Below are 19,557 nucleotides of genomic sequence, written 5' to 3'. Positions count from 1 at the left end.
CGGCCCTGAGGCCATGAAGAACCGCATCGTCCCCTATACGTTCATCGCTCCGGCGATGCTCCTGCTCATCGTCTTCGGCATCCTGCCGATCGCCGTGGCGCTCCTCGTGAGCTTCACCGACATGAACCTCGCCGGTCTCGGCAACTGGTCGCGCATCCAGTTCATCGGCGCCGACAACTACACCGCGCTGTTCGCCGACCCCGACTTCTGGCAGGCCCTCGGAAACACGGCCCTCTTCGCGGTCGTCGGCGTGCCGAGCGTGATCGTGCTGTCCCTGGCGATCGCGCTCGCGCTCAACCGGTCGCAGGGGCGCTTCTTCCGCGCCCTGCGCTCGTTCTACTTCGTGCCCGCCATCACCGCGATCGTGGCCGTCGCCCTCGTGTGGGGCTACCTCTACAACACGCAGTTCGGCCTGTTCAACTACCTGCTCTCGCTCGTCGGCCTGCCCCCGGTCCCCTGGCTCTCCGACCCCACGGTCGTGAAGTTCTCCGTCGGGCTGGTCGCCGTCTGGCGCGGTCTGGGGCTGAACGTGATCATCTTCCTCGCCGCCCTGCAGGGCGTGCCGAAGGAGTACCTGGAGGCGGCGGCGATCGACGGCGCGTCCGGGCTGCGACGGATCTTCTCGATCGTCCTCCCGCTGCTGCGCTTCGCCATCTTCTTCGTCACGATCACCACCGTCATCGCCTGGCTGCAGTTCTTCGACGAGCCCTTCGTGCTCACCAAGGGCGGCCCGCTCGGCTCCTCGACCTCCATCGCGCTCTTCCTCTACCAGAAGGGCTTCTCGTCGAGCCAGTTCGGCTACGCGAGTGCGGGCTCGGTCGTCCTGGTCGCCATCATCGCGACCATCACCATCGTCCAGCTGCGTCTGAGGAGGTCCGATGTCGACCACTGAGCTCGTCACCCGCGGCGGCCGCCGCCTCGCCTCGCATCCGTCCGCGTCGCGCGGCGGGCGCCCGGGACGGCGCCGCGGGCGCACCGGCACCATCGTGATCGGCGCGCTGCTGACCGTCGGCGCGCTGATCACCGCGTTCCCGTTCCTGTGGATGATCTTCGCCTCCGTGAAGCCGCGCAGCGAGTCCGTCGCGTTCCCCCCGCAGCTGCTGCCCCGCAATCCGACGCTCGAGTACTTCATCCAGCTCTTCACCGAGCTGGACTTCGGGCGCTACCTCCTGAACACCCTGCTCATCGTCGTCATCTGCATGGTCGGTCTGCTGCTCATGGCGGCGGCCGGCTACGGCTTCGCCAAGTTCGACTTCCCCGGCAGGGATGCCCTGTTCTTCCTCGTGCTGGTCACGATGATGATCCCGGGTCAGGTCACGATGATCCCGAGCTACCTCATCCTCAACGGGATGAAACTCACCAACACGCTCATCGGCATCGCGCTGCCGATGCTGGTGTCGGGCTTCGCCGTGTTCCTCTTCCGTCAGTTCATGGCCACGATCCCGACGGAGATCCTCGAAGCGGCGCGGATGGACGGCGCGGGCGAATGGCGCATCTTCTTCCGGATCATCCTGCCCATGTCGGGACCGATCCTCGCCGTCCAGGTGGTCCTCACCTTCATCGCCGGGTGGAACAGCTTCCTCTGGCCGCTGATCATCGCCAACGACCAGGGCCTGTACACGCTCTCGGTGGGCATCTCGCTGCTCAATCAGCAGATCTCCACCAACCCGTCGCTGCAGATGGCGGCCTCGACGCTGATGGTCGTGCCCATCCTCATCGTCTTCGTCGTCTTCCAGCGCTACGTCGTCCAAGGGTTCGCCCTGTCCGGCCTGAAATGAGGCCCCGCCCGTGAGGAACACCATGACCCCGCCCCCTCGCCCCCGCGGCTTCGTCCGCGCCGTCGGCACCGAGCTCGTCGATGACGACGGACCCCTGCTCCTTCGCGGTGTGGGCCTCGGCAACTGGCTGCTCGCGGAAGGGTACATGTGGCGCTTCGGCGACGAGCTGGCCTCTCCGCGTCAGATCGAAGCGCGGATCGCCGCTCTCGTGGGGCCGGTGCGGGCGGCCGAGTTCTGGCGCCGGTTCCGCGACGAGTTCGTCACCGAGAAGGACTTCGCCCTCATCGCGGCGCAGGGCTTCGATCACGTCCGCCTGCCGATCAACGCGCGCGGCGTGATGGACGACGACGGCCGCTTCCTCGACGACGGCTTCGCGCTGATCGCCCGCGCCGTCACCTGGGCCGAACGCCACGGCCTGCGGGTGCTGATCGATCTGCACGGCGCGCCGGGCGGGCAGACGGGGACCAACATCGACGACTCGCCCCGCGGCATCCCCGAGCTGTTCATGTCGGAGTGCCACCGCGCGCACACGGTCGCGCTGTGGCGCGAGATCGCCCGCCGGTTCCGCGACAGCGAGACGGTGCTCGGCTACGACCTGCTCAACGAGCCCCTCCCGAACGACTGGCAGCACCGCTATCAGGACGACCTGATCGCCCTCTACCGCGAGCTCACCGCGGCGATCCGCGAGATCGACCCGCACCACCTGCTCATGTACGAAGGCAGCCACTGGGCGACCAACCCCGAGCCCGTGCGGATGCGCTACGACGACAACCAGGCCGTGCAGTTCCACCGGTACTGGTGCGCGCCCGACGAGACGAGCATCGCCGACTTCCTGCAGCTGCGCCGCGAGTCGGGCCTGCCGATCTACATGGGCGAGGGCGGCGAGAACACGCCTGGCTGGGTCTACGCGGCGACGCGGCTCTACGAACGCCACGGCATCGGCTGGAACTTCTGGCCCTGGAAGAAGCTCGACACGCTCACCTCCCCCCTCTCGGCGCGGGTGCCGGAGGGGTGGGAGCTGATCGCCGACCCGACGGCGACGCTCGACCCCGACCGCGCGTGGCGCATCCTGGAGGAGTATCTCGCCGCCGTCGCGGTGGAGCGCTGCGAGGTGCGCACCCCGGTGCTCGATGCCCTCTTCGCGCGCCCCGACCTGCAGCTTCCCGCCTGGACGGGACGCAGCGGATCGGGCGAGACCTCGATCGCCCGGTTCACCGCCGCCCCCGTCCCGGAGGGGATCTGGCATCACACCGCGGGGGCCGCCTACCGCAGCGACGAGTACGTGCCGGTGGAGGTCACCGCCGACACCCCCCTCTCCTTCGGGTTCTCCACGCGCCCGGCATCCTGGCACGTCGACGCCGACGACCCCCGGGCCGTCTCGGCGCGGTGGGACGACGGGCGCCTCCAACTCACCGCCACCCGGCCCGTGCTGGTGCGACGACTCGAGGTGCGCACATGACGGGCTATCGTCGAACCATGAGTGCACAGGCCCGGGGGGCCGGCTCCCCGGCGCGCGCCTCCGCGACCGTCACGACACTGCGTCAGCAGAACCGGGCGGCCGCGCTGCGCTTCGTGCTCCAGCAGGGCGAGACGACGCGCGCGGACCTCGCCCGGCGATGCGGCTTCTCGGCGGCATCCGCCGCGAACATCACGTCCGAGCTGATCGACGACGGACTGCTCGCGGAAGTGGGATCCGTCTCCTCGCGGGGCGGACGGCCCATCTCGCTCATCGCCCCGCGCGCCGAGGGCGCCTACGCGATCGGTGTGGATGTCGGCGAGCGCGGGGTGGCGGTCGAGCTCTTCGACCTGTCGCTCACGATGGTCGACCGCGAGTTCCGCGGCGGACGCCACGATGAGACTCCTGACGGCATCCACCGCGATCTCGTCGAAGCCGTCGCCGCCCTGCGCGCGCGCAACCAGGAGCGGTGGCCGCGCGTGCTCGGCATCGGGCTGGGCCTGCCCGGCGTCGTGGAGACCGGACCGGACGGTGCCCAGGTGCTCTACGCCCAGAGCCTCGGGTGGGAGCCCTGGCCCCTCCCGCGCGACCTCGATGCGGACTTGCCGGTCTTCGCCGAGAACGGCGCGAAGACGCAGGCCCGGGCCGAGCTCTGGTACGGCGCCGCCCGCGGCATCGACCATGCCGTCGTCGCCCTCCTCGGGCGCGGCGTCGGACTCGGCGTGATCACCGACGGGTCTCTCGCGCACGGGGCGTTCAGCAGCGCGGGCGAGTGGGGTCACACGAAGATCAACGTCGGCGGTGCGCGCTGCCGCTGCGGGCAGAACGGTTGCGTCGAGGCCTACCTGGGCGCCGATGCGATCCTGCACGCGTGGCAGGCGCGCGGCGGCTCGTTCGACGGGTCGGGATGGCAGGCGGTCGGCGCGCTCCTCACCGCGGCGGACGGCGACGCGGATGCGCGCGCCGTCGTCGACGACGTCGTCGAGGCGCTCGGTGCGGCGCTCGGCAGCGTCGTCAACCTCACCAATCCGGAACGCGTCGTCGTCGGCGGATGGGTCGGGATGCGGCTGATGGAGCACCGGTCGGCGCAGATCGCCGACGCCGTGCGGCGCAACTGCCTGCACCGCCTCGGGATGCAGTTCGAACTCGTGCCGGCGACGTTCGGCGGCGACACCGTCGCACTCGGCTCGGCGCTCATGCCCATCACCGCGCTGATCGACACGCCGCGCAGCGAACTGTTCGCGGTCTAGTCCCCACCCCGGCATCCGCCTGTTCTGGGCAGACGGCCTGCGATGAGCACGCGGGAGGCCCGGCGACGAGGTCAGGATGCCGGGAGCACGCAGGTCGGCGACGGGGCGTCGACGCGGCGGCGGGCGCGGCCGGGCACCCCGGTACGCTCGTCGAGCGCCAGCGCCACCACCTCGTGGGAGAGCTGACCGGCGACCAGCACCGTGTCGCGCACGACCACGTGGTGGCGGGGCCCCTCGACGCCCGCGTCCACCAGGGCGACCGGGCGCAGCTCGGCCCCGTCCCCGCGCACCTCGAGCACCGCCAGCGTGTTCGAGCCGCGGAGACCGGCGTAGACGTAGCGACCGTCGCGCGAGAAGGCGAGCTCCGCCGCGGCATCCCCGGGGAGCGCGGCCGGCGACAACGGTACGCCGGCCACGACCCGCCACTGTCCGTTCGGGTCGGGCGCCAGGGCGTAGAGCTCGTTGGACAGCTCGGTCACGACGAACAGGTGCCCCGACGGATGCCATCGGCTGTGCCGCGGTCCGGTTCCGCGCGGAAGCACGACATCGCGCGAGCCCTGCCCGCCGTCGCCGTGCCAGAACCGCACGAGATCGAACCCGAGATCGGTCGTCGCGACGGTGTTCCGCGGAAGGAAGCGGACGTGGTGGGCGCGCGACGGGCGGGGAGGCGTCGCCGATATGCCGCCGAGGGCATACGGGTCTTCGGCGGCGGCCAGATCGGCCGCCGCGACGGGTCGGCCCTCGCCGTCGAGGCGGATCCGCACCAGCCGGCCGTCACCCCAGCAGGCGGCGAACACGGCGTCGCCCGACGGGGCGACCGCGACATGGCACACCGCCTCTCCCGCCGCGACCGGCTCACCGAGCGGGGCGAACGACTCGTCGCCGTCCCGCCGGAACGCCTGCACGAGACCCCGATGCTCCAGCGCCGCGTAGAGGACGGGCAACGTCGGATGCCACGTGATCCACGACGGCGAGTCGGCGCGCACCGCGGGCGCCGCGCGCCGCGACAGCTCCCCACCGGCGGAGGAATCGTCGGGATCGCCCGCGAGGAGCACCCCGATGCCCTCGGCCGCGCCACCCCCGTCGGCGGTGTAGCCCCCGAGGAGGAAACGCACGTCAGTCGACGAGGTCGTGGCGCACGATGACCGCGTCGCGGGCGGGGCCCACGCCGATCACCGAGATGCGGGTACCGCTCATGGCCTCGAGCGCGAGCACGTACTCCTGCGCCTGCACCGGCAGGTCGTCGAAGGTCCGCGCCCCGGAGATGTCGTCCTTCCAGCCGGGGAAGAACTCGAGGATCGGCGTCGCGTGGTGGAAGTCGCTCTGGTTGACCGGCACCTCGTCGAACCGCTCGCCGTCGACGTCGTAGGCGACGCACACGGGGATCTCGTCGAGACCCGTGAGGATGTCGAGCTTGGTGAGCACGAGGTCGGTGATGCCGTTGATGCGGGTCGCGTACCGGGTGATCGGGGCGTCGTACCAGCCCACGCGCCGCGGGCGGCCCGTGGTCGTGCCGAACTCGAAGCCGCGCTTGCGCAGCCACTCGCCCTGCTCATCGAACAGCTCGGTCGGGAAGGGGCCCGAGCCGACGCGCGTCGTGTACGCCTTCACGATGCCGACGATGCGGTCGAGGCGGTTCGGTCCCACTCCGGAGCCGGTGGACGCGCCGCCCGCCGTCGCCGACGACGACGTCACGAAGGGGTAGGTGCCGTGGTCGACGTCGAGCATGGTGGCCTGGCCACCCTCGAAGACGACGACGTCGCCGGCATCCAGGGCGCGGCTGAGCAGCAGCCCGGTGTCGCACACCATGGGGCGCAGGCGCTCGACGTAGGAGAGGAGGTCGTCGACGATCTCGTCGACCGTGATGGCCCGGCGGTTGAAGACCTTCACCAGCAGGTGGTTCTTCTGGTCGAGGGCGCCCTCGACCTTCTGGCGCAGGATGTTCTCGTCGAACAGGTCTTGGATGCGGATGCCGACGCGGTTGATCTTGTCGGCGTAGGTCGGGCCGATGCCGCGACCCGTGGTGCCGATCATGCGCTTGCCGAGGAAGCGCTCGGTGACCTTGTCGAGCGTGCGGTGGTACTGGGTGATGACGTGCGCGTTCGCGCTGATCTTCAGGCGCGAGGTGTCGAGGCCGCGCGCGTTGAGCGCCTCGAGCTCGGCGAAGAGCACCTCGAGGTCGACGACGACGCCGTTGCCGATGACGGCGTTGACGCCGGGCGAGAGGATGCCGGAGGGCAGCAGGTGCAGCGCGTACTTCTCGTCGCCGATGACGACGGTGTGACCCGCGTTGTTGCCGCCGTTGAACTTGACGACCCAGTCGGTGCGGTCGCCGAGGAGATCGGTGGCCTTCCCCTTGCCCTCGTCACCCCACTGGACGCCGACGATGACGATTCCTGGCATGGACAGCTCCCCCGTTTTCGGCCTTCTGGCGCACATCGGACGGTTGCACCGGGAATGCCGGTACACCCCATCCTATCGAGCACCCTCGACACCGCCCCGCCGCGGTCGGGCGGTGCGCACCTGGCGTACGCACCGCCCGGCCGGCGGATCAGACATCGCGGCGACGGCGACGGGTCAGCAGGGCGATGCCCGCGAGCACGCCGCCCACGCCCAGGCCCGAGAGCGCGACGATGATCGCCGAGCTGCCGCCCGTGGCCGGCAGCGGCTTGTCGAAGCGGTTGTCGACCGCGACGGCGATCGTCGTGTCCTTGCCGATGGTCAGTGATGCCGGGTTCTTCGCCGGGGCGCCGTCGACGGTCACCGTGACCTGCGTGGCGTCACCGGTGCGCGACTCGGTGAGCACGCACTCGGCATCCGTCGGCAGGTCGGTGTAGACCACCGGCGTTCCGACGACGAGGTCGCGGACCGCTCCCCCGGGGATCGGCAGGTCGGCCCCGTACCAGGTGCAGACGAGCGTCACGCCGAACGTGTCGCCGCTGTGCGCGGCGGAGGCGGTGCCGGAGACCGTCTTGGTGACCGAGATCTGGCCGGCCGTGAACGTGTTGGCGATCGTCATCAGCTGCGGCGTCTCCCCGCCGCCGAGCTCGATGGTCGCCGAGGTCCCCGTGACGGGATCGGCGTCGTCGACCGTGATGGTCGTCGCGTCGGCGTGGCCGGTGACGGTCTCGGTGACCTCGCACGTCGCCCCCACGGGGAGGTCGGCGTAGGTCGCGCGGTAGTCGTTGTCGGCCGTCAGCTGACGCTCCGACCCGCCCGGGACCTCGAGCGCGGTGACGGTGCCGTCGACGACGTAGGTGCAGACCGCGTCGACCGTGAACGGACCTGCCGCACCCGGGTTGAGCAGATTGCCCTCGCGCTCCTTGACGACGTCGAACGAGGCGAGGTCGAAGCGGTTGGTGGCCGTGACGGTCACGTCTCCGATGCCCGCGGGGTCGGTCGCGGCGACGATGGTGACCTTCCCGTCGGCGGGGTCGAGGGTCGCCTCGGTCGCACCGCCGGTGGTCAGCTCCGTCACGTCGCAGAGCGTGCCCGCCGGGTAGACCCCGAAGCTCTGGGTGTCGCCGCCGCGCAGCGAGAAGCGCTGATCGAGCAGCGTCTGGCCCTGGTAGACGCAGACCGCGGAGAAGTCGAACGCGCCGGTGCCGTACAGGTCGGCACCCGCCCCGGTGACGTCCTTGGCGACGGTGAGGCGCCCGGCGTCGTAGCCGTTGGTCACGGTGACCTCTGCGGCATCCACGCCCGGGGTGACCGTCGCGGAGCCGTCACCGGCGTCGTCGACGTTCGTGCCCGTGATCACGATGTGATCGGCGAAGAAGTCGTCGGTCTCCGTCAGCGTGCAGCTCGCACGAGCGGGGATCCGGTCCGCCGGGGCGTTCCAGGTCTCGCCGGCCGCGAGGGTGAAGGTCAGCGTGGTGGTGCCCTGCTCGTCGAACACGACCGGGCTTCCCGTCGCGCTGGTGCACGACAGCGAGAAGGTGAACGGTCCGAACGCGCCCGACGTGGCCTCGGTCTGCACCTGCTTGGTGACCGACAGTCCGGTGAACTGGTAGTCGTTCGTGATCGCCGCGATCTGGGCGACGGGGATCTCCCCCTCGGTCCCCTCCTGCGGGGCGGCCTCGGTCACGGCGACCGTGGTCGGCGACCCGGTGCGCGACGTCTCGCCGAACGCGCCGACGTCGCCCTGCTCGGTGACGGTGCAGGTCGTGCCGGCCTCGCTCAGCGGGATGCCGTCGATGCGCGCCGCATAGTCACCGGCCGCGCTCAGGGTGACGGTGGATGCCGAGCCGAGGTCGAGCGGGACCCCACCCGCGGTGCAGACGACGTCGGCGAGGAAGCTCGTCGGCGCGTACCGCGAGGCGGGGCCGGTGATCTCCTTCGTCACGCCGATCGACCCGAAGCGCAGGTGGCTGCCGACGACGGCGGGCGCGATCTTGCGGAACGTGCTCTCGGTGGTCAGCTCGTACTTGACGCCGTACTGGTTCCACGCGAACTGGTCGGTGGCCGGGACGACGGCCGACGCCCCGTCGGGACGGTCGGCCGAAGCCAGCCGGTTGACGGTGGAGAAGGTGACGTCTGCGGCCTGACCCGGGGTGAGGGCCTTCGCCGTCGTCGTGCGGAAGTCGAGGTGCACGCGGATGCCGGTGACCTTCGTCCAGTCGGTGTCGGCGGACACCGCGGTCCACTGCTCGCCGCTCTGCTCGCACACGGGTGCGGTCGTCAGCGTCGACCAGGTGTTGACGCAGACATCCGGGCTGCTGGTGACCTCGACGGTCTGGGTGGTGCCCGCGGGCGCCGCGACCTTGAGCGAGTCCGCGACGAGCTCGGGGCGCAGCGTCGACCCACGGCCGGTGCCGGAGATCAGCAGCGTGTCGCCGGGCGTCGGGAGCTGGTCGAAGACCGTCATCTCGGCGACCGGGACGGTGCCGGCGTTGACGTTGTGCAGCACCCAGTCGTCGGTGCCGTCGACCTGGGAGTTGGCGACACAGGGGGCACGGAAGTACCCCTTGCCCTGCGCGACGAGGTTCTGCTGGCAGATCGCGTCGGCGACGCCGGGCTGGTAGGCGCCCGGGAGCGAGCCGACGACGCCCTTGACGGTGTACAGGTTCGAGCCCGCGACGACGCCGACGTAGTCGGTGGTGCCGCACGTCGTCGGGTCGTTCGCGAACGCGCTGGTGGTCGAGCCGCCCGGCACCGTGTTGCGGCAGGCCGTCAGCTGTTCGGCGGTCTCGATCGTCATGGTGTTCGTGGCGCGCTCGCCCTGGGCGAGACCCGGCTGCAGCTCGAGGTAGAGGCGCACCTTGAAGACCTCGCCCGGCTTCATGCGGTCACCGTCCGACGGCCACGTGAACGTGACCGTGCGCCCGTCGGGGCTGAGGCCCAGGGTGACCTGGTCGGAGAGCAGACCGTCGGCCTGCTTCGTGTAGATCGGCGCCGGCGTCGCGAGGAAGTTCAGCTCCGCGGGCAGCGTGTCGGTGAGCTGCGACACCGTGAGGTATCCCGTCCCGGTGTTCTGGAAGGTCAGATCGAACGGCACGGGCGAGCCGACCGAGACGAGGCGGTCGCCGTTGTTGCTCAGCTTGTTCACCGCGATCTGGTGGGTGCCCTGGGTGAGCGTGACCTGCGCGGCGGCCTGCTTGCGGCCCGAGTCGTTGCCGTCGGTGCGGGTCGACTGGGACGTCTGCGTGTTGGTCACCGTGTGGTCGAACACGACCGGGCCGCTGGCGTCGCGGTACGTGTCGCGCACCACGACGGAGAACGCGGCCGAGGCCGACCAGTTCGCCGCGGGCAGGGTGGAGGAGAACAGTCCGCCGTCGGCGCGGGTGAAGGTGAACCGCAGGCCCTGGACGGCCCCGGCCTCCACACCGGCGGGCAGCGCGGCGGTCGCCGCCGGCGTTCCGAGCACCCACGCGGCACCCGTGTACGCGTCGACCTGCACGCGATCCGCGCCCGCCGGGAGCGTCACCGTGCCCAACGCGACGAAGTCGAAGGTGTTCCAGAAGTCCGTGGCGTCGGCCTGGTCCTCGATGACGACGACGTTCGGCGACAGCGTGCTGCGCGGGTTGGAGCCCTGGTTGGCGCCGAGGGTCACGGTGACGGGCGTCGCCTTGGCCGGCTGCGCGATCGAGGAGGGGCTGATCGACTTCGTCGGGGTGATGTTGACGTCGCCGCCCGTGAGCACGACCTTCGCGTCGGCGACGTCGCCGGTCTTCGTCGTCGGGGACAGCACCGGGTCGTAGGACTGCGCGAACACGCGGTTCGCCACATCGACGGTCTTGCCGGCGGGGAGCACCTGGGCCGCGCCGCTCGAGCGCAGCGCCGGGCGGAGCCGACTGTCGATCGTCATCGTGAACCGGTTGTCCTGGTCGATCGTCCCCGTGCCGCCGGCGCTGACGCCGCGGAACGTGACGCTCACGCCGACGACGTCGGCGAGCTGGTCCGCCGTGAAGGCGTTGACCTCGGCGATCGTGTGCGACGTCGTGGTGTAGACGCCCCCCGCGTAGTGCAGGAGCCACACGGTCGAGCCGGCGGCGTCGATCTGGCCGGGGATGGTCGCCGCGATCGAGATCTTCGTCGCGGTGAAGCGGTCGAAGGGGCTCGGGGTCCCGGCATCCGTCAGGTAGTCGGTCTGACCCGACGTGTCGAACGGGTCGGCGAACGCGGCGCTCACGTCGGACTGGCAGCCGCCGAGTGCGGTCTGGCTGCAGGTCGCCGGGTCGGTGAGGCGGATCGCACTGGCCTTGGCGGTCGAGTCGTTGCGCGCCGTCATCGTCCACTGCGACGTCGGGTAGTCCTGCGCAGGCGTGCCCTGCACCGGGGTGAAGATGGCCGACGTCGGGGATGCCGACTTGGTCACCTTGACGCCCGGGGGCTGGTTGATGATCTGGATCGTGTCGTCGTCGCGGTCGGTGACCACCGGGCCGCCGGCCAGCGGCAGCGACGAGATCTCCACCGTGTTGTCCACGACACCGGCGGTCGAGGTGTTCAGCAGGGAGGCCGCCGTGACCGGCGTGGCATCCGCGCGCGTGACGTCGCGCAGCTGCCAGGTCAGGGCGAACTGACGCTGCACGCTGCCGGAGCCGACGCCCGAGCCCGGCGCGGGAGCGAACGGGTCGAAGGCGGGACCGGTCTGGCGCGCCGCCTCGCGCGCGGCGGTGTCGGCGGCGGTCTCGTCGAGGACGAGGCGAACGGCGGTCGTCTTGGCCGACTCGTCCGCGGTGAGGGTGTAGCCGACGAAGCCGCGGCCGGAGCTCATCCAGCTGCCGCCCGGAGCGGGCACCGTGTGCCAGCTGTTGTCGAAGAACAGCTCGACGGCGGTGACCGTGTCGTACTTGAGGTACCACCCGTTGCTGTACGGGTCGGAGCTGGCCGCGATCGGGCGCACCGCGACGAGGTCGAACGCGTCGAAGACGGTGGCCTTCGGGTTCGCCGCATCCGTCGCCGGGTCGGTGATCGTCACGGGAGCGTAGCCCGACGAGACGTGCCAGCCGAGCGTGGTGTCGGCCTGCTGGCCGGACTGGGCGTTGACGAAGTCACGGTTCCAGCGCTTCTGGATGTCGGGACCCGGTCCGGGCGGGTTGTCGTCGGTCTGGATCGTCCCCGGAGCCGTGTCGCGCGCGTCGTCCGTGAGCGGCTTGCCGCCGTCGCTCACGCCGTCGACCGTCGCGACGGCCGTGTTCGTGTAGGTGGTGGGACGGTCGGGACCGGGGGTCGTGGCGCCGCCGCTGCGACGCTCGCTCTGCGCCTCGAAGACGAGGTTCGGCGTCACGTTCGTGGTGTCGGAGAACCCGGCGTCGCTGTGGAACGTGAAGCGCACCCCCTCGACATCCGACGGAGCCAGCGGTGCCAGCGCGGCCGCGACCTGCGCGGCATCCATCTCGAAGACGAACGCCTGGGCCTGGGCGGGGGCGACCGCGAGGGTCACCCACGTACCGTCCGGACGCTTGACCTCGACGGTCAGGTCGGCCGTCGCGGGGACCTGGGTCGGCGCGATGGCGGTGAGGTCGAACGCGTTCCAGAAGGCGTTCTGCGAGCCGTCCCATGCGTCCTCGACGACGATGTCGTGGATCAGCGCGCCGTCACCCGTCGCGTCGGCGGTGGTCTGGAGCGACGCGATCACGCTGTCACCGGGGCCGACGGGCGCCCCCGGACGCACCGTCTTGTCGATCGTGACCGACACCGACGGGTCGATGATGACGAGCGTGTCGCTGTCGGTGGCGTCGGCGGTCAGCCCGTTGGGTGCCGTGACGGTCGAGGTGACGCGGTTGGTGAGGGTGAGGCTCGGCGCCCCGCCCGTCGCGTTCTCGGTGGTGTCGATCTCGAACACCGCGGATGCCGGGGCGTCGGCCTGGATGAGCGTGCCGGTGTAGACGATCTCGAACCCGCTGATCGGGGCCGAGGGGGCCGACGGGACGGCACCGTCGGCGAAGGCGACGTCCTGCGTGCCGCCGGCGGCGAGGTGGTAGACGACGGTCGCGGAGGAGGCGCCGGCCGGCCAGACGGGGGCGGCGGTGAAGCCGCCGAACGCGATGTCGGCGGTGAAGAAGTCGAGGTCCGCGATGCGCAGCTCGGCCACGGGGACGTCGCCGTTCGTGGCGGAGAGGGTCGCCGCGGCCTTCTGGCCGGCGGTGATCTGTCCCGGCTCGATGTTCTTCGTGGTCTGCACCGTGGGCATCGACGGCGTGACCGTGTAGTTCGCGGTCGCGTCCTTCGTCGCGGAGCGGCCGTGCGCGGTCGCGGTGCCGGTCGCGACGTTGTCGACGCGGTGCTCGGCCTTGGAGAGATCGGCACCCGTGTCGCGCTGCGTCGCCCGCTGCGCGAGGCCGAGGTCGAAGCGCACCTCGTCGCCCGGCGCGATGGTTCCGTCGCACGTCAGGCGGATGCCGCCGACCTGCGCGTTCGTCACGCCGTCCGGGAGGGTCAGGGTCGCCGACGGCACGCCGGCGGTCCACGTCCAGGCGGTGCCGTCGAAGACGTACGCGTCCACCTGGACGGTCGTACAGCTGGCCGGGACGGCGACGGCCTCGAAGCCGGTGAAGTCGGTGATCGTGAACGGATTGCTCGCGTCGAGCGTCGCGGCGCCCTCGGTGGCGGCCTTCGGCTCCTGGATCACCAGCTGGTCGACGTTGACGTTGGAGGCGTTGGAGATCTTGAGCGCGATGTCGGAGTGGGCGCCGGGCTCGAACGACTGGCGGGACGGGGTCCAGGTCTTCAGGTCGTCGACGCCGATGTTTTCGGGGACGTCGATGTTGATGGTCGCGGAGCTGTCGACCGGGTTGGCGTTGGTCGCGGTGACGGCGGCGGTGTTGACGATGTCGCCGCTCTCGCCGGCGGGGTAGTCGTCGGGAACCCGCAGGCTCACGAGCATCGAGAACGTCGTGCCTGCCGACATGCCGACCCCCACCGGGGTGTCGGTGGTCTCGGTCAGATCGACCGTGACCTTGGTGTCGGCGGCGACCTTCGCCGGAGGCGTGACGCTGCCGCCCGTCCAGGTGGCCGTGTAGGGCGTGGTGTCGGGGGTGAACCGCACGGCCTCGATGTCGAAGCCGACCAGTCCGGCGGGGAAAGCGTCGGTCAGCTGGGTGTCGAGGCAGTCCTGCTCGGAGCAGGTCACCTTGACGGTGTAGGTGAAGGTCTCACCCGGTTGCGGCGTGGGCTTGTCGACGCTCTTGTCGATCTGCAGATAGTCGCCCGGACCGGCGGCGGCGACCGCGGCGGGGGCGACGGTGCCCACCACGCCCCCGATCGCCAGGAGAACGACCATGAGCCCCGCCAACAGCGGATGCTTCGCGGACACGACGGAAGAGCGCGCAGCGCGCATGCCAACTACCCCCAAGGTAGAGCGCCCCTGCAACCGACCCCACGTCGATGGCCCCGATCCCACATCGGAGAGCGCACGTTGCCGACCACTATAGGACACCGGCGCCGTTTCCCGTCAACACGGCGACCCCCCGGACGACCCCCCGGCTGGCCTCTCGGGCCGACCAGTCCGACAGCCCCGCGACGGGGCGGCCCGCTCCACCCCCCCCCGTCGCAGCGGCATCGGCGGCGCTCAGTAGACTGAGGTTCCATGTCGAAGGTCCTTCAGTCCCTGCCCGTCGGCGAGCGCGTCGGCATCGCCTTCTCGGGGGGTCTCGATACCTCCGTCGCCGTCGCGTGGATGCGCGACAAGGGTGCCGTCCCCTACACGTACACCGGCGACCTCGGCCAGTACGACGAGGACGACATCGCCTCGATCCCCGGTCGCGCGCTGCAGTACGGCGCCGAGCAGTCGCGACTCATCGACTGCAAGCCGCTCATGGTCGAGGAGGGTCTGGTGGCCCTCGCCTGCGGCGCCTTCCACATCCGCTCGGGCGGACGCACCTACTTCAACACGACGCCGATCGGCCGCGCCGTCACCGGCACGCTCCTCGTGCGCGCCATGAAGGAGGACGGCGTCGACATCTGGGGCGACGGCTCGACCTACAAGGGCAACGACATCGAGCGCTTCTACCGCTACGGACTGCTCGCCAACCCCGCGCTGCGCATCTACAAGCCCTGGCTGGACGCCGATTTCGTCACGGAGCTCGGCGGGCGCAAGGAGATGAGCGAGTGGCTCGTCGCCCATGACTTCCCGTACCGCGACTCGGTCGAGAAGGCCTATTCCACCGACGCCAACATCTGGGGCGCGACGCACGAGGCGAAGACCCTCGAGCACCTCAACGTCTCGCTCGAGGTCGTCGACCCGATCATGGGCGTGCGCTTCTGGGACCCGTCCGTGGAGATCGCGACCGAAGACGTGGCGATCACGTTCGAGGCGGGCCGCCCCGTCGCCATCAACGGCGTCGAGTTCACGGATGCCGTGGCCCTCGTCCGGGAGGCGAACGCCATCGGCGGTCGCCACGGCCTGGGCATGAGCGACCAGATCGAGAACCGCATCATCGAGGCGAAGTCCCGCGGCGTCTACGAGGCGCCGGGCATGGCGCTGCTTTTCATCGCCTACGAGCGGCTGATCAACGGCATCCTCAACGAGGACACGCTGGCGACCTACCACGAGCAGGGCCGCCGCCTCGGCCGTCTCATGTACGAGGGGCGCTGGCTCGAGCCGCAGTCGTTCATGCTGCGCGAGTCGATCCAGCGCTGGGTGGGCTCGGCGATCAGCGGCACGGTCACGCTGCGCCTGCGTCGCGGCGAGGACTACACGATCCTCGACACGGTCTCGCCGAACCTCTCCTACGCCCCCGAGAAGCTCTCGATGGAGCGCGTCGGCGACGCCGCCTTCGGCCCCACCGACCGCATCGGTCAGCTCACCATGCGCAACCTCGACATCGCCGACTCGCGTGCACGCCTCGAGCAGTACGCGGGGCTGGGCCTCATCGGCGGCGCCACCGCCGAGCTCGTCGGCGAGCTGTCCTCCGGCGAGTCCGCGGGGATCACCGGCCACGCCGCACCGTTCGACGCCGCGCGCGAGCAGCTGGCCGAAGCCCTGGACGAGGCCTCCGAGTCGGCGTCCTTCGACTTCGGCGCCGACTGACCGCGCGCTCACGGCGTTTCGACTCGGCGCTGCGCGCCTCGCTCAACGACCGGCATGCCCCACCCGCACCCCCGGCCGTTGAGCGAGCACAGCGAGTCGAAACGCCCCCCCGCACCCCCCGGCCGTTGAGCGAGCGGAGCGAGTCGAAACGCCTCGCTCCCCGAAACTTGCACAACCGTGTGCAAGTTAATACACTGACCCGGTGACGACCACCGCACCCCTCCGTCGGCCCCGCAAGGATGCCGCCGCCAATCGCGCCGGCATCCTGCGCGCCGCAGCGACCACCCTCGCGGTCGACCCCTCCGCCTCGATCGACCAGATCGCCCGCGCCGCGGGTTTGTCCCGGCGCGCCCTGTACGGGCACTTCGACGACCGTCAGGCGCTGCTCACCGAGCTCATCTCCGCCGGCGCCCAGCGCTTCAACGCCATCGCCTCCTCCCTCGACGAACCGCATCCGCCGCTCGCCCTCGCCCGCCTGACCGCGGCGCTGTGGGCCGAGGCCTCCCACGTGCAGGTCGCCGCCGCCCTCGCGCTCGACGAGACGCACCTCGAGCAGACGGCCACCGCCCTCGCGCCGCTGCGACGCGCTCTCGTCGCCGTCGTCCGCGCCGGGCAGGACGACGAGAGCCTCCGGGCCGACATGGCCGCACCGACCCTGGCCCGCCTCATCGAGGAGACGGCGCGCGCCGCCGTCAGCCGCATCGACGCATCGTCGCCCATCGCCGCCTCGCTGGCCGTCCGCGCCGTGCTGAGCATCGCGGGGCTGTCGTGGCGCGAGTCCGAGGCGCTGCTCAACGCCCACCCCGACGTGCTGGAGGCGAACTGATGCGCGTGCACCTCGACGAGGTCCAGAAGGGGCGGCGCGGCGAGGCCCTCGGCGCGACGAGCCTCACCTACCGCAGCGGCCGCGCCACCCTCGCCGTCGCCGAGACCGAACAGCGTCCCACCGTGCTCGGGCTCATCGCCTCGGGCCGCATGCGACCGGATGCCGGCACCGTCTCCCTCGACGACGCGGACGACCGCCGTGCCCACAACGCGCTGCGTCGCCGGGTCGCCCTGATCGACGCCCCCGATGTCAGCGAGCCGGCGCCGAACATCGCGGTGGCGGGTGTCGTCGCGGAGGAGCTGATGTTCGCCGGTCTCGCCTCCGACCCGCTCTCGGCACGGCGGTGGCTCGACGAGCACGATCTGCGCTCGTCCTCGCGTCTGCCGATCGCCGATCTCGCGCCCGCGCACCGTCTGCGCATCCTGCTCGAGCTGGCCTCGGCGCGTCCCGGCGTGGACGGCCTGGTCCTCGTCTCCCCCGACCGCCACGGCGGCGACCCCGCCCAGTGGTGGGAGCTCGCCGAGGAGTTCGCCGACCGCGGCTTCGCGGTGCTGGTCATCGCGGGCGAAGCGGCAGCCGCCGTCCTGTCCGATGCCTCGGCATCCGCCCCTCAGCATCCGTCGAGCGCCCGCGTCCTCAAGCCCAGCCGCGTGCGCCTGCGCCCCACCACCCCCCTCGCCGGAGGCCACCGATGAAGATTCCCGCCATGATCGCTGCCGAGCTGCGGCGCCTGACGGCGACGCGGATGTCGGTGCTCGCGCTCGTCGCCCTCATGCTCGTGCCCGTCCTCTACGGCGGCCTCTACCTGTGGGCCAACCAGGACCCGTACGGCCACTTCTCCGAGGTTCCGGTCGCGCTCGTCGATCTCGACGAGGGGTCGGGCAGCGGCGCCGACGCGGCCCAGTACGGCAGTCAGGTCTCGCAGCAGCTCATCGACGGTCACGCGTTCGACTGGCGCGCGCTGAGCGAGGCGGATGCCGCGACCGCCCTCCACGACGGCACGGTCGACTTCATCGTGACGATCCCCTCCGACTTCTCCGCCGCGCTGGTCTCCTCCGGCGGATCGGCCCCGCGGCAGGCGACGATCGGCTTGCAGACCAACGACGCCAACAACTACCTCGCCTCGACCATCGGCACGCAGGCCGTGGAGAAGATCCGCCGGTCGGTCGCGGAGCTCGTCGGGCAGGAGGCCGCCTCGCGTCTGCTCACGGGGCTCAGCGACATCCGCGCGCAGCTCGTCCAGGCCACCGACGGCGCGACGACCCTCACCGACGGCGCCCAGCAGGTCGCGGACGGCAGCACGACGCTGGCGCAGGGCACCGCGACCCTGGCGACCGGTGCCGCGACGCTCACGGGCGGCGCCACCCAGGTCGCCGACGGAGCGGCCCAGGTGGCCGACGGCGCCGCACAGGTCGCCGACGGGACGGCGACCCTCGACGGGTACGCCGACCGGGCCGCCGCCGCGGGGCAGGACGTCGTGGACAGCCTGCCGCAGGCGCGCGCCGACATCGCCGCGCTCCTGGCACAGCAGGGCGTCGACCAGGCGACCATCGACCGCGTCCTCGCCTCGCTCGATCCCGTCGGGGATGCCGCGCGCACCGGCAACGCGCGCCTCCAGTCGGCGGTCGCGCAGGTCGACCGCCTCGCCGCCGGCGCGGCACAGGTGGCTTCCGGTGCCGCCCAGGTCTCGTCCGGAGCCGCCCAGGTGGCGTCGGGCGCCGGGGCGCTCACCGACGGGGCGAACCAGGCGGCGACGGGAGCGGCGACGCTCTCGTCGGGCGCCGGTCAGGTGGCCTCGGGTGCGGCGCAGCTGCGCGACGGGCTCGCCTCGGGCGTGCAGGCCATTCCCGACACGGATGCCGCGACCCGCGACGCCCAGGCCAAGGTGATCTCCGACCCGGTGGCCGTCGACTCGAGCGCGCAGACCTCGGCCGGCGACTACGGCGCGGGCCTCGCGCCGTTCTTCGCGGCGCTGGCCGGATGGATCGGCATCTACGCGCTCTTCCTCATCGTGAAGCCGATCTCGCGCCGCGCCGTGACGGCGCTGCGCTCCCCGATCCGCGTGACGATCGCCGGCTGGCTGACGCCGGCGCTGCTGGGCAGCGTCGGCATGGTCGCCCTGTTCGCGGTGCTGTCGTTCACCCTCGGCTTCCGTTTCGCCAACCCGCTCGGCACCCTCGGCATCCTGATGCTGGCGTCGTTCACGTACGCGGCCATCATCCTCGCGCTGAACGTGTGGCTCGGGTCGGTCGGCCAGTTCGTGGGTCTGGTGATGATGGTGCTCCAGCTGGTGACCGCGGGCGGCACGTTCCCGTGGCAGACGCTTCCGGCGCCGCTCGCCGCGCTGCACCACATCCTGCCGATGGGCTACGTCGTCGACGCCATGCGCCAGTTGATGTATGGCGGCGACCTCGCCCGGGTGAGCACCGACATCGGCGTGCTGCTGCTGTGGCTCGGCGGGGCGCTCGCGCTGTCGGCGGTGGGCGTCACCCGGATGACGCACCGCCGGACGCTGCGCGACCTGCAGCCGAGCCTCATCGGCTAGCCCGCCCGCGCCGGTCGGGCGCCGGGCGTCCGCTGCCGTCTTCAGTCTGGATGGGGGCGCATCCCTCCCGGAACCCCGGAATTCCGGGCGTCGCGCCCGGCGGCACCGGCCGGGAGACTGAATACGGAACACCGGACCCCCACCCGCAGCCCCGGCCGGGCGGCGCGGCGAGACGGCCTGTCAAGGCCCCTCGCCCCGCGGCGTTCCCGCCTACGATCGGAAGGGACCC

At 71.4% G+C, this 19,557-nt stretch carries 11 protein-coding genes; 8 read left to right on the top strand and 3 right to left on the bottom strand.

The features are described from left to right. The first annotated feature begins 13 nt into the window (after positions 1 to 13). From AC6CQV_RS14905 to AC6CQV_RS14890, 4 genes are read left to right on the top strand one after another with little or no spacing between them, the layout of a single operon-like run. Complete coding sequence (locus AC6CQV_RS14905) at positions 14 to 892, top strand: carbohydrate ABC transporter permease (RefSeq protein WP_060959647.1); 879 nt, start codon at positions 14 to 16, stop codon at positions 890 to 892. Continuing rightward, positions 879 to 1,778, top strand: a complete 900-nt coding sequence (locus AC6CQV_RS14900) for a carbohydrate ABC transporter permease (protein ID WP_060959646.1) — start codon at positions 879 to 881, stop codon at positions 1,776 to 1,778. The genes AC6CQV_RS14905 and AC6CQV_RS14900 overlap by 14 nt, the downstream gene beginning before the upstream one ends. 22 nt (positions 1,779 to 1,800) lie before the next feature. Then, positions 1,801 to 3,237, top strand: coding sequence for a glycoside hydrolase family 5 protein (locus tag AC6CQV_RS14895; protein ID WP_498259869.1), 1,437 nt, complete (start codon positions 1,801 to 1,803; stop codon positions 3,235 to 3,237). A 17-nt stretch (positions 3,238 to 3,254) separates the two neighbouring features. Beyond that, positions 3,255 to 4,484: an ROK family transcriptional regulator gene (locus tag AC6CQV_RS14890; RefSeq protein WP_060959644.1), complete on the top strand. Its 1,230-nt coding sequence runs from the start codon at positions 3,255 to 3,257 to the stop codon at positions 4,482 to 4,484. A gap of 71 nt (positions 4,485 to 4,555) precedes the next feature. Here the strand turns inward: AC6CQV_RS14890 and AC6CQV_RS14885 are convergent, their stop codons facing one another. The 3 genes from AC6CQV_RS14885 to AC6CQV_RS14875 form a co-directional block, all read right to left on the bottom strand. Further along, a complete protein-coding gene (locus AC6CQV_RS14885; RefSeq protein WP_498259868.1) occupies positions 4,556 to 5,599 on the bottom strand; it encodes a lactonase family protein in 1,044 nt (347 codons plus the stop codon). A gap of 1 nt (position 5,600) precedes the next feature. Further along, entirely contained in the window at positions 5,601 to 6,887 is a 1,287-nt protein-coding gene (locus tag AC6CQV_RS14880; RefSeq protein ID WP_060959642.1) for an adenylosuccinate synthase, read from the bottom strand. 148 nt (positions 6,888 to 7,035) lie between these two features. Continuing rightward, positions 7,036 to 14,208 (bottom strand): DUF5979 domain-containing protein, encoded by a 7,173-nt coding sequence (locus AC6CQV_RS14875; protein WP_498259867.1) that lies wholly within the window; start codon positions 14,206 to 14,208, stop codon positions 7,036 to 7,038. A 306-nt stretch (positions 14,209 to 14,514) separates the two neighbouring features. On the opposite strand from AC6CQV_RS14875, the gene argG reads away from it, so the two are divergent. The 4 genes from argG (at position 14,515) to AC6CQV_RS14855 (ending at position 19,328) form a co-directional block, all read left to right on the top strand. Continuing rightward, complete coding sequence (argG, locus tag AC6CQV_RS14870) at positions 14,515 to 15,957, top strand: argininosuccinate synthase (RefSeq protein WP_498259866.1); 1,443 nt, start codon at positions 14,515 to 14,517, stop codon at positions 15,955 to 15,957. Positions 15,958 to 16,159: 202 nt separating this feature from the next. Beyond that, complete coding sequence (locus tag AC6CQV_RS14865) at positions 16,160 to 16,783, top strand: TetR/AcrR family transcriptional regulator (RefSeq protein ID WP_101307071.1); 624 nt, start codon at positions 16,160 to 16,162, stop codon at positions 16,781 to 16,783. Continuing rightward, a complete protein-coding gene (locus AC6CQV_RS14860) occupies positions 16,783 to 17,478 on the top strand; it encodes a hypothetical protein (protein ID WP_205281889.1) in 696 nt (231 codons plus the stop codon). The genes AC6CQV_RS14865 and AC6CQV_RS14860 overlap by 1 nt, the downstream gene beginning before the upstream one ends. Then, positions 17,475 to 19,328 carry a YhgE/Pip family protein gene (locus tag AC6CQV_RS14855; RefSeq protein WP_492491240.1) on the top strand — a complete coding sequence of 618 codons (1,854 nt, stop codon included), beginning with the start codon at positions 17,475 to 17,477 and terminating at the stop codon, positions 19,326 to 19,328. Before AC6CQV_RS14860 ends, AC6CQV_RS14855 begins: the two co-directional genes overlap by 4 nt. The last annotated feature ends 229 nt before the right edge of the window (positions 19,329 to 19,557 follow it).

The organism is Microbacterium sp. EG9, from assembly GCF_059759475.1.
The sequence above is the reverse complement of the archived record's forward strand: the minus strand, read 5'-3'. Positions and strand labels throughout refer to the sequence as shown.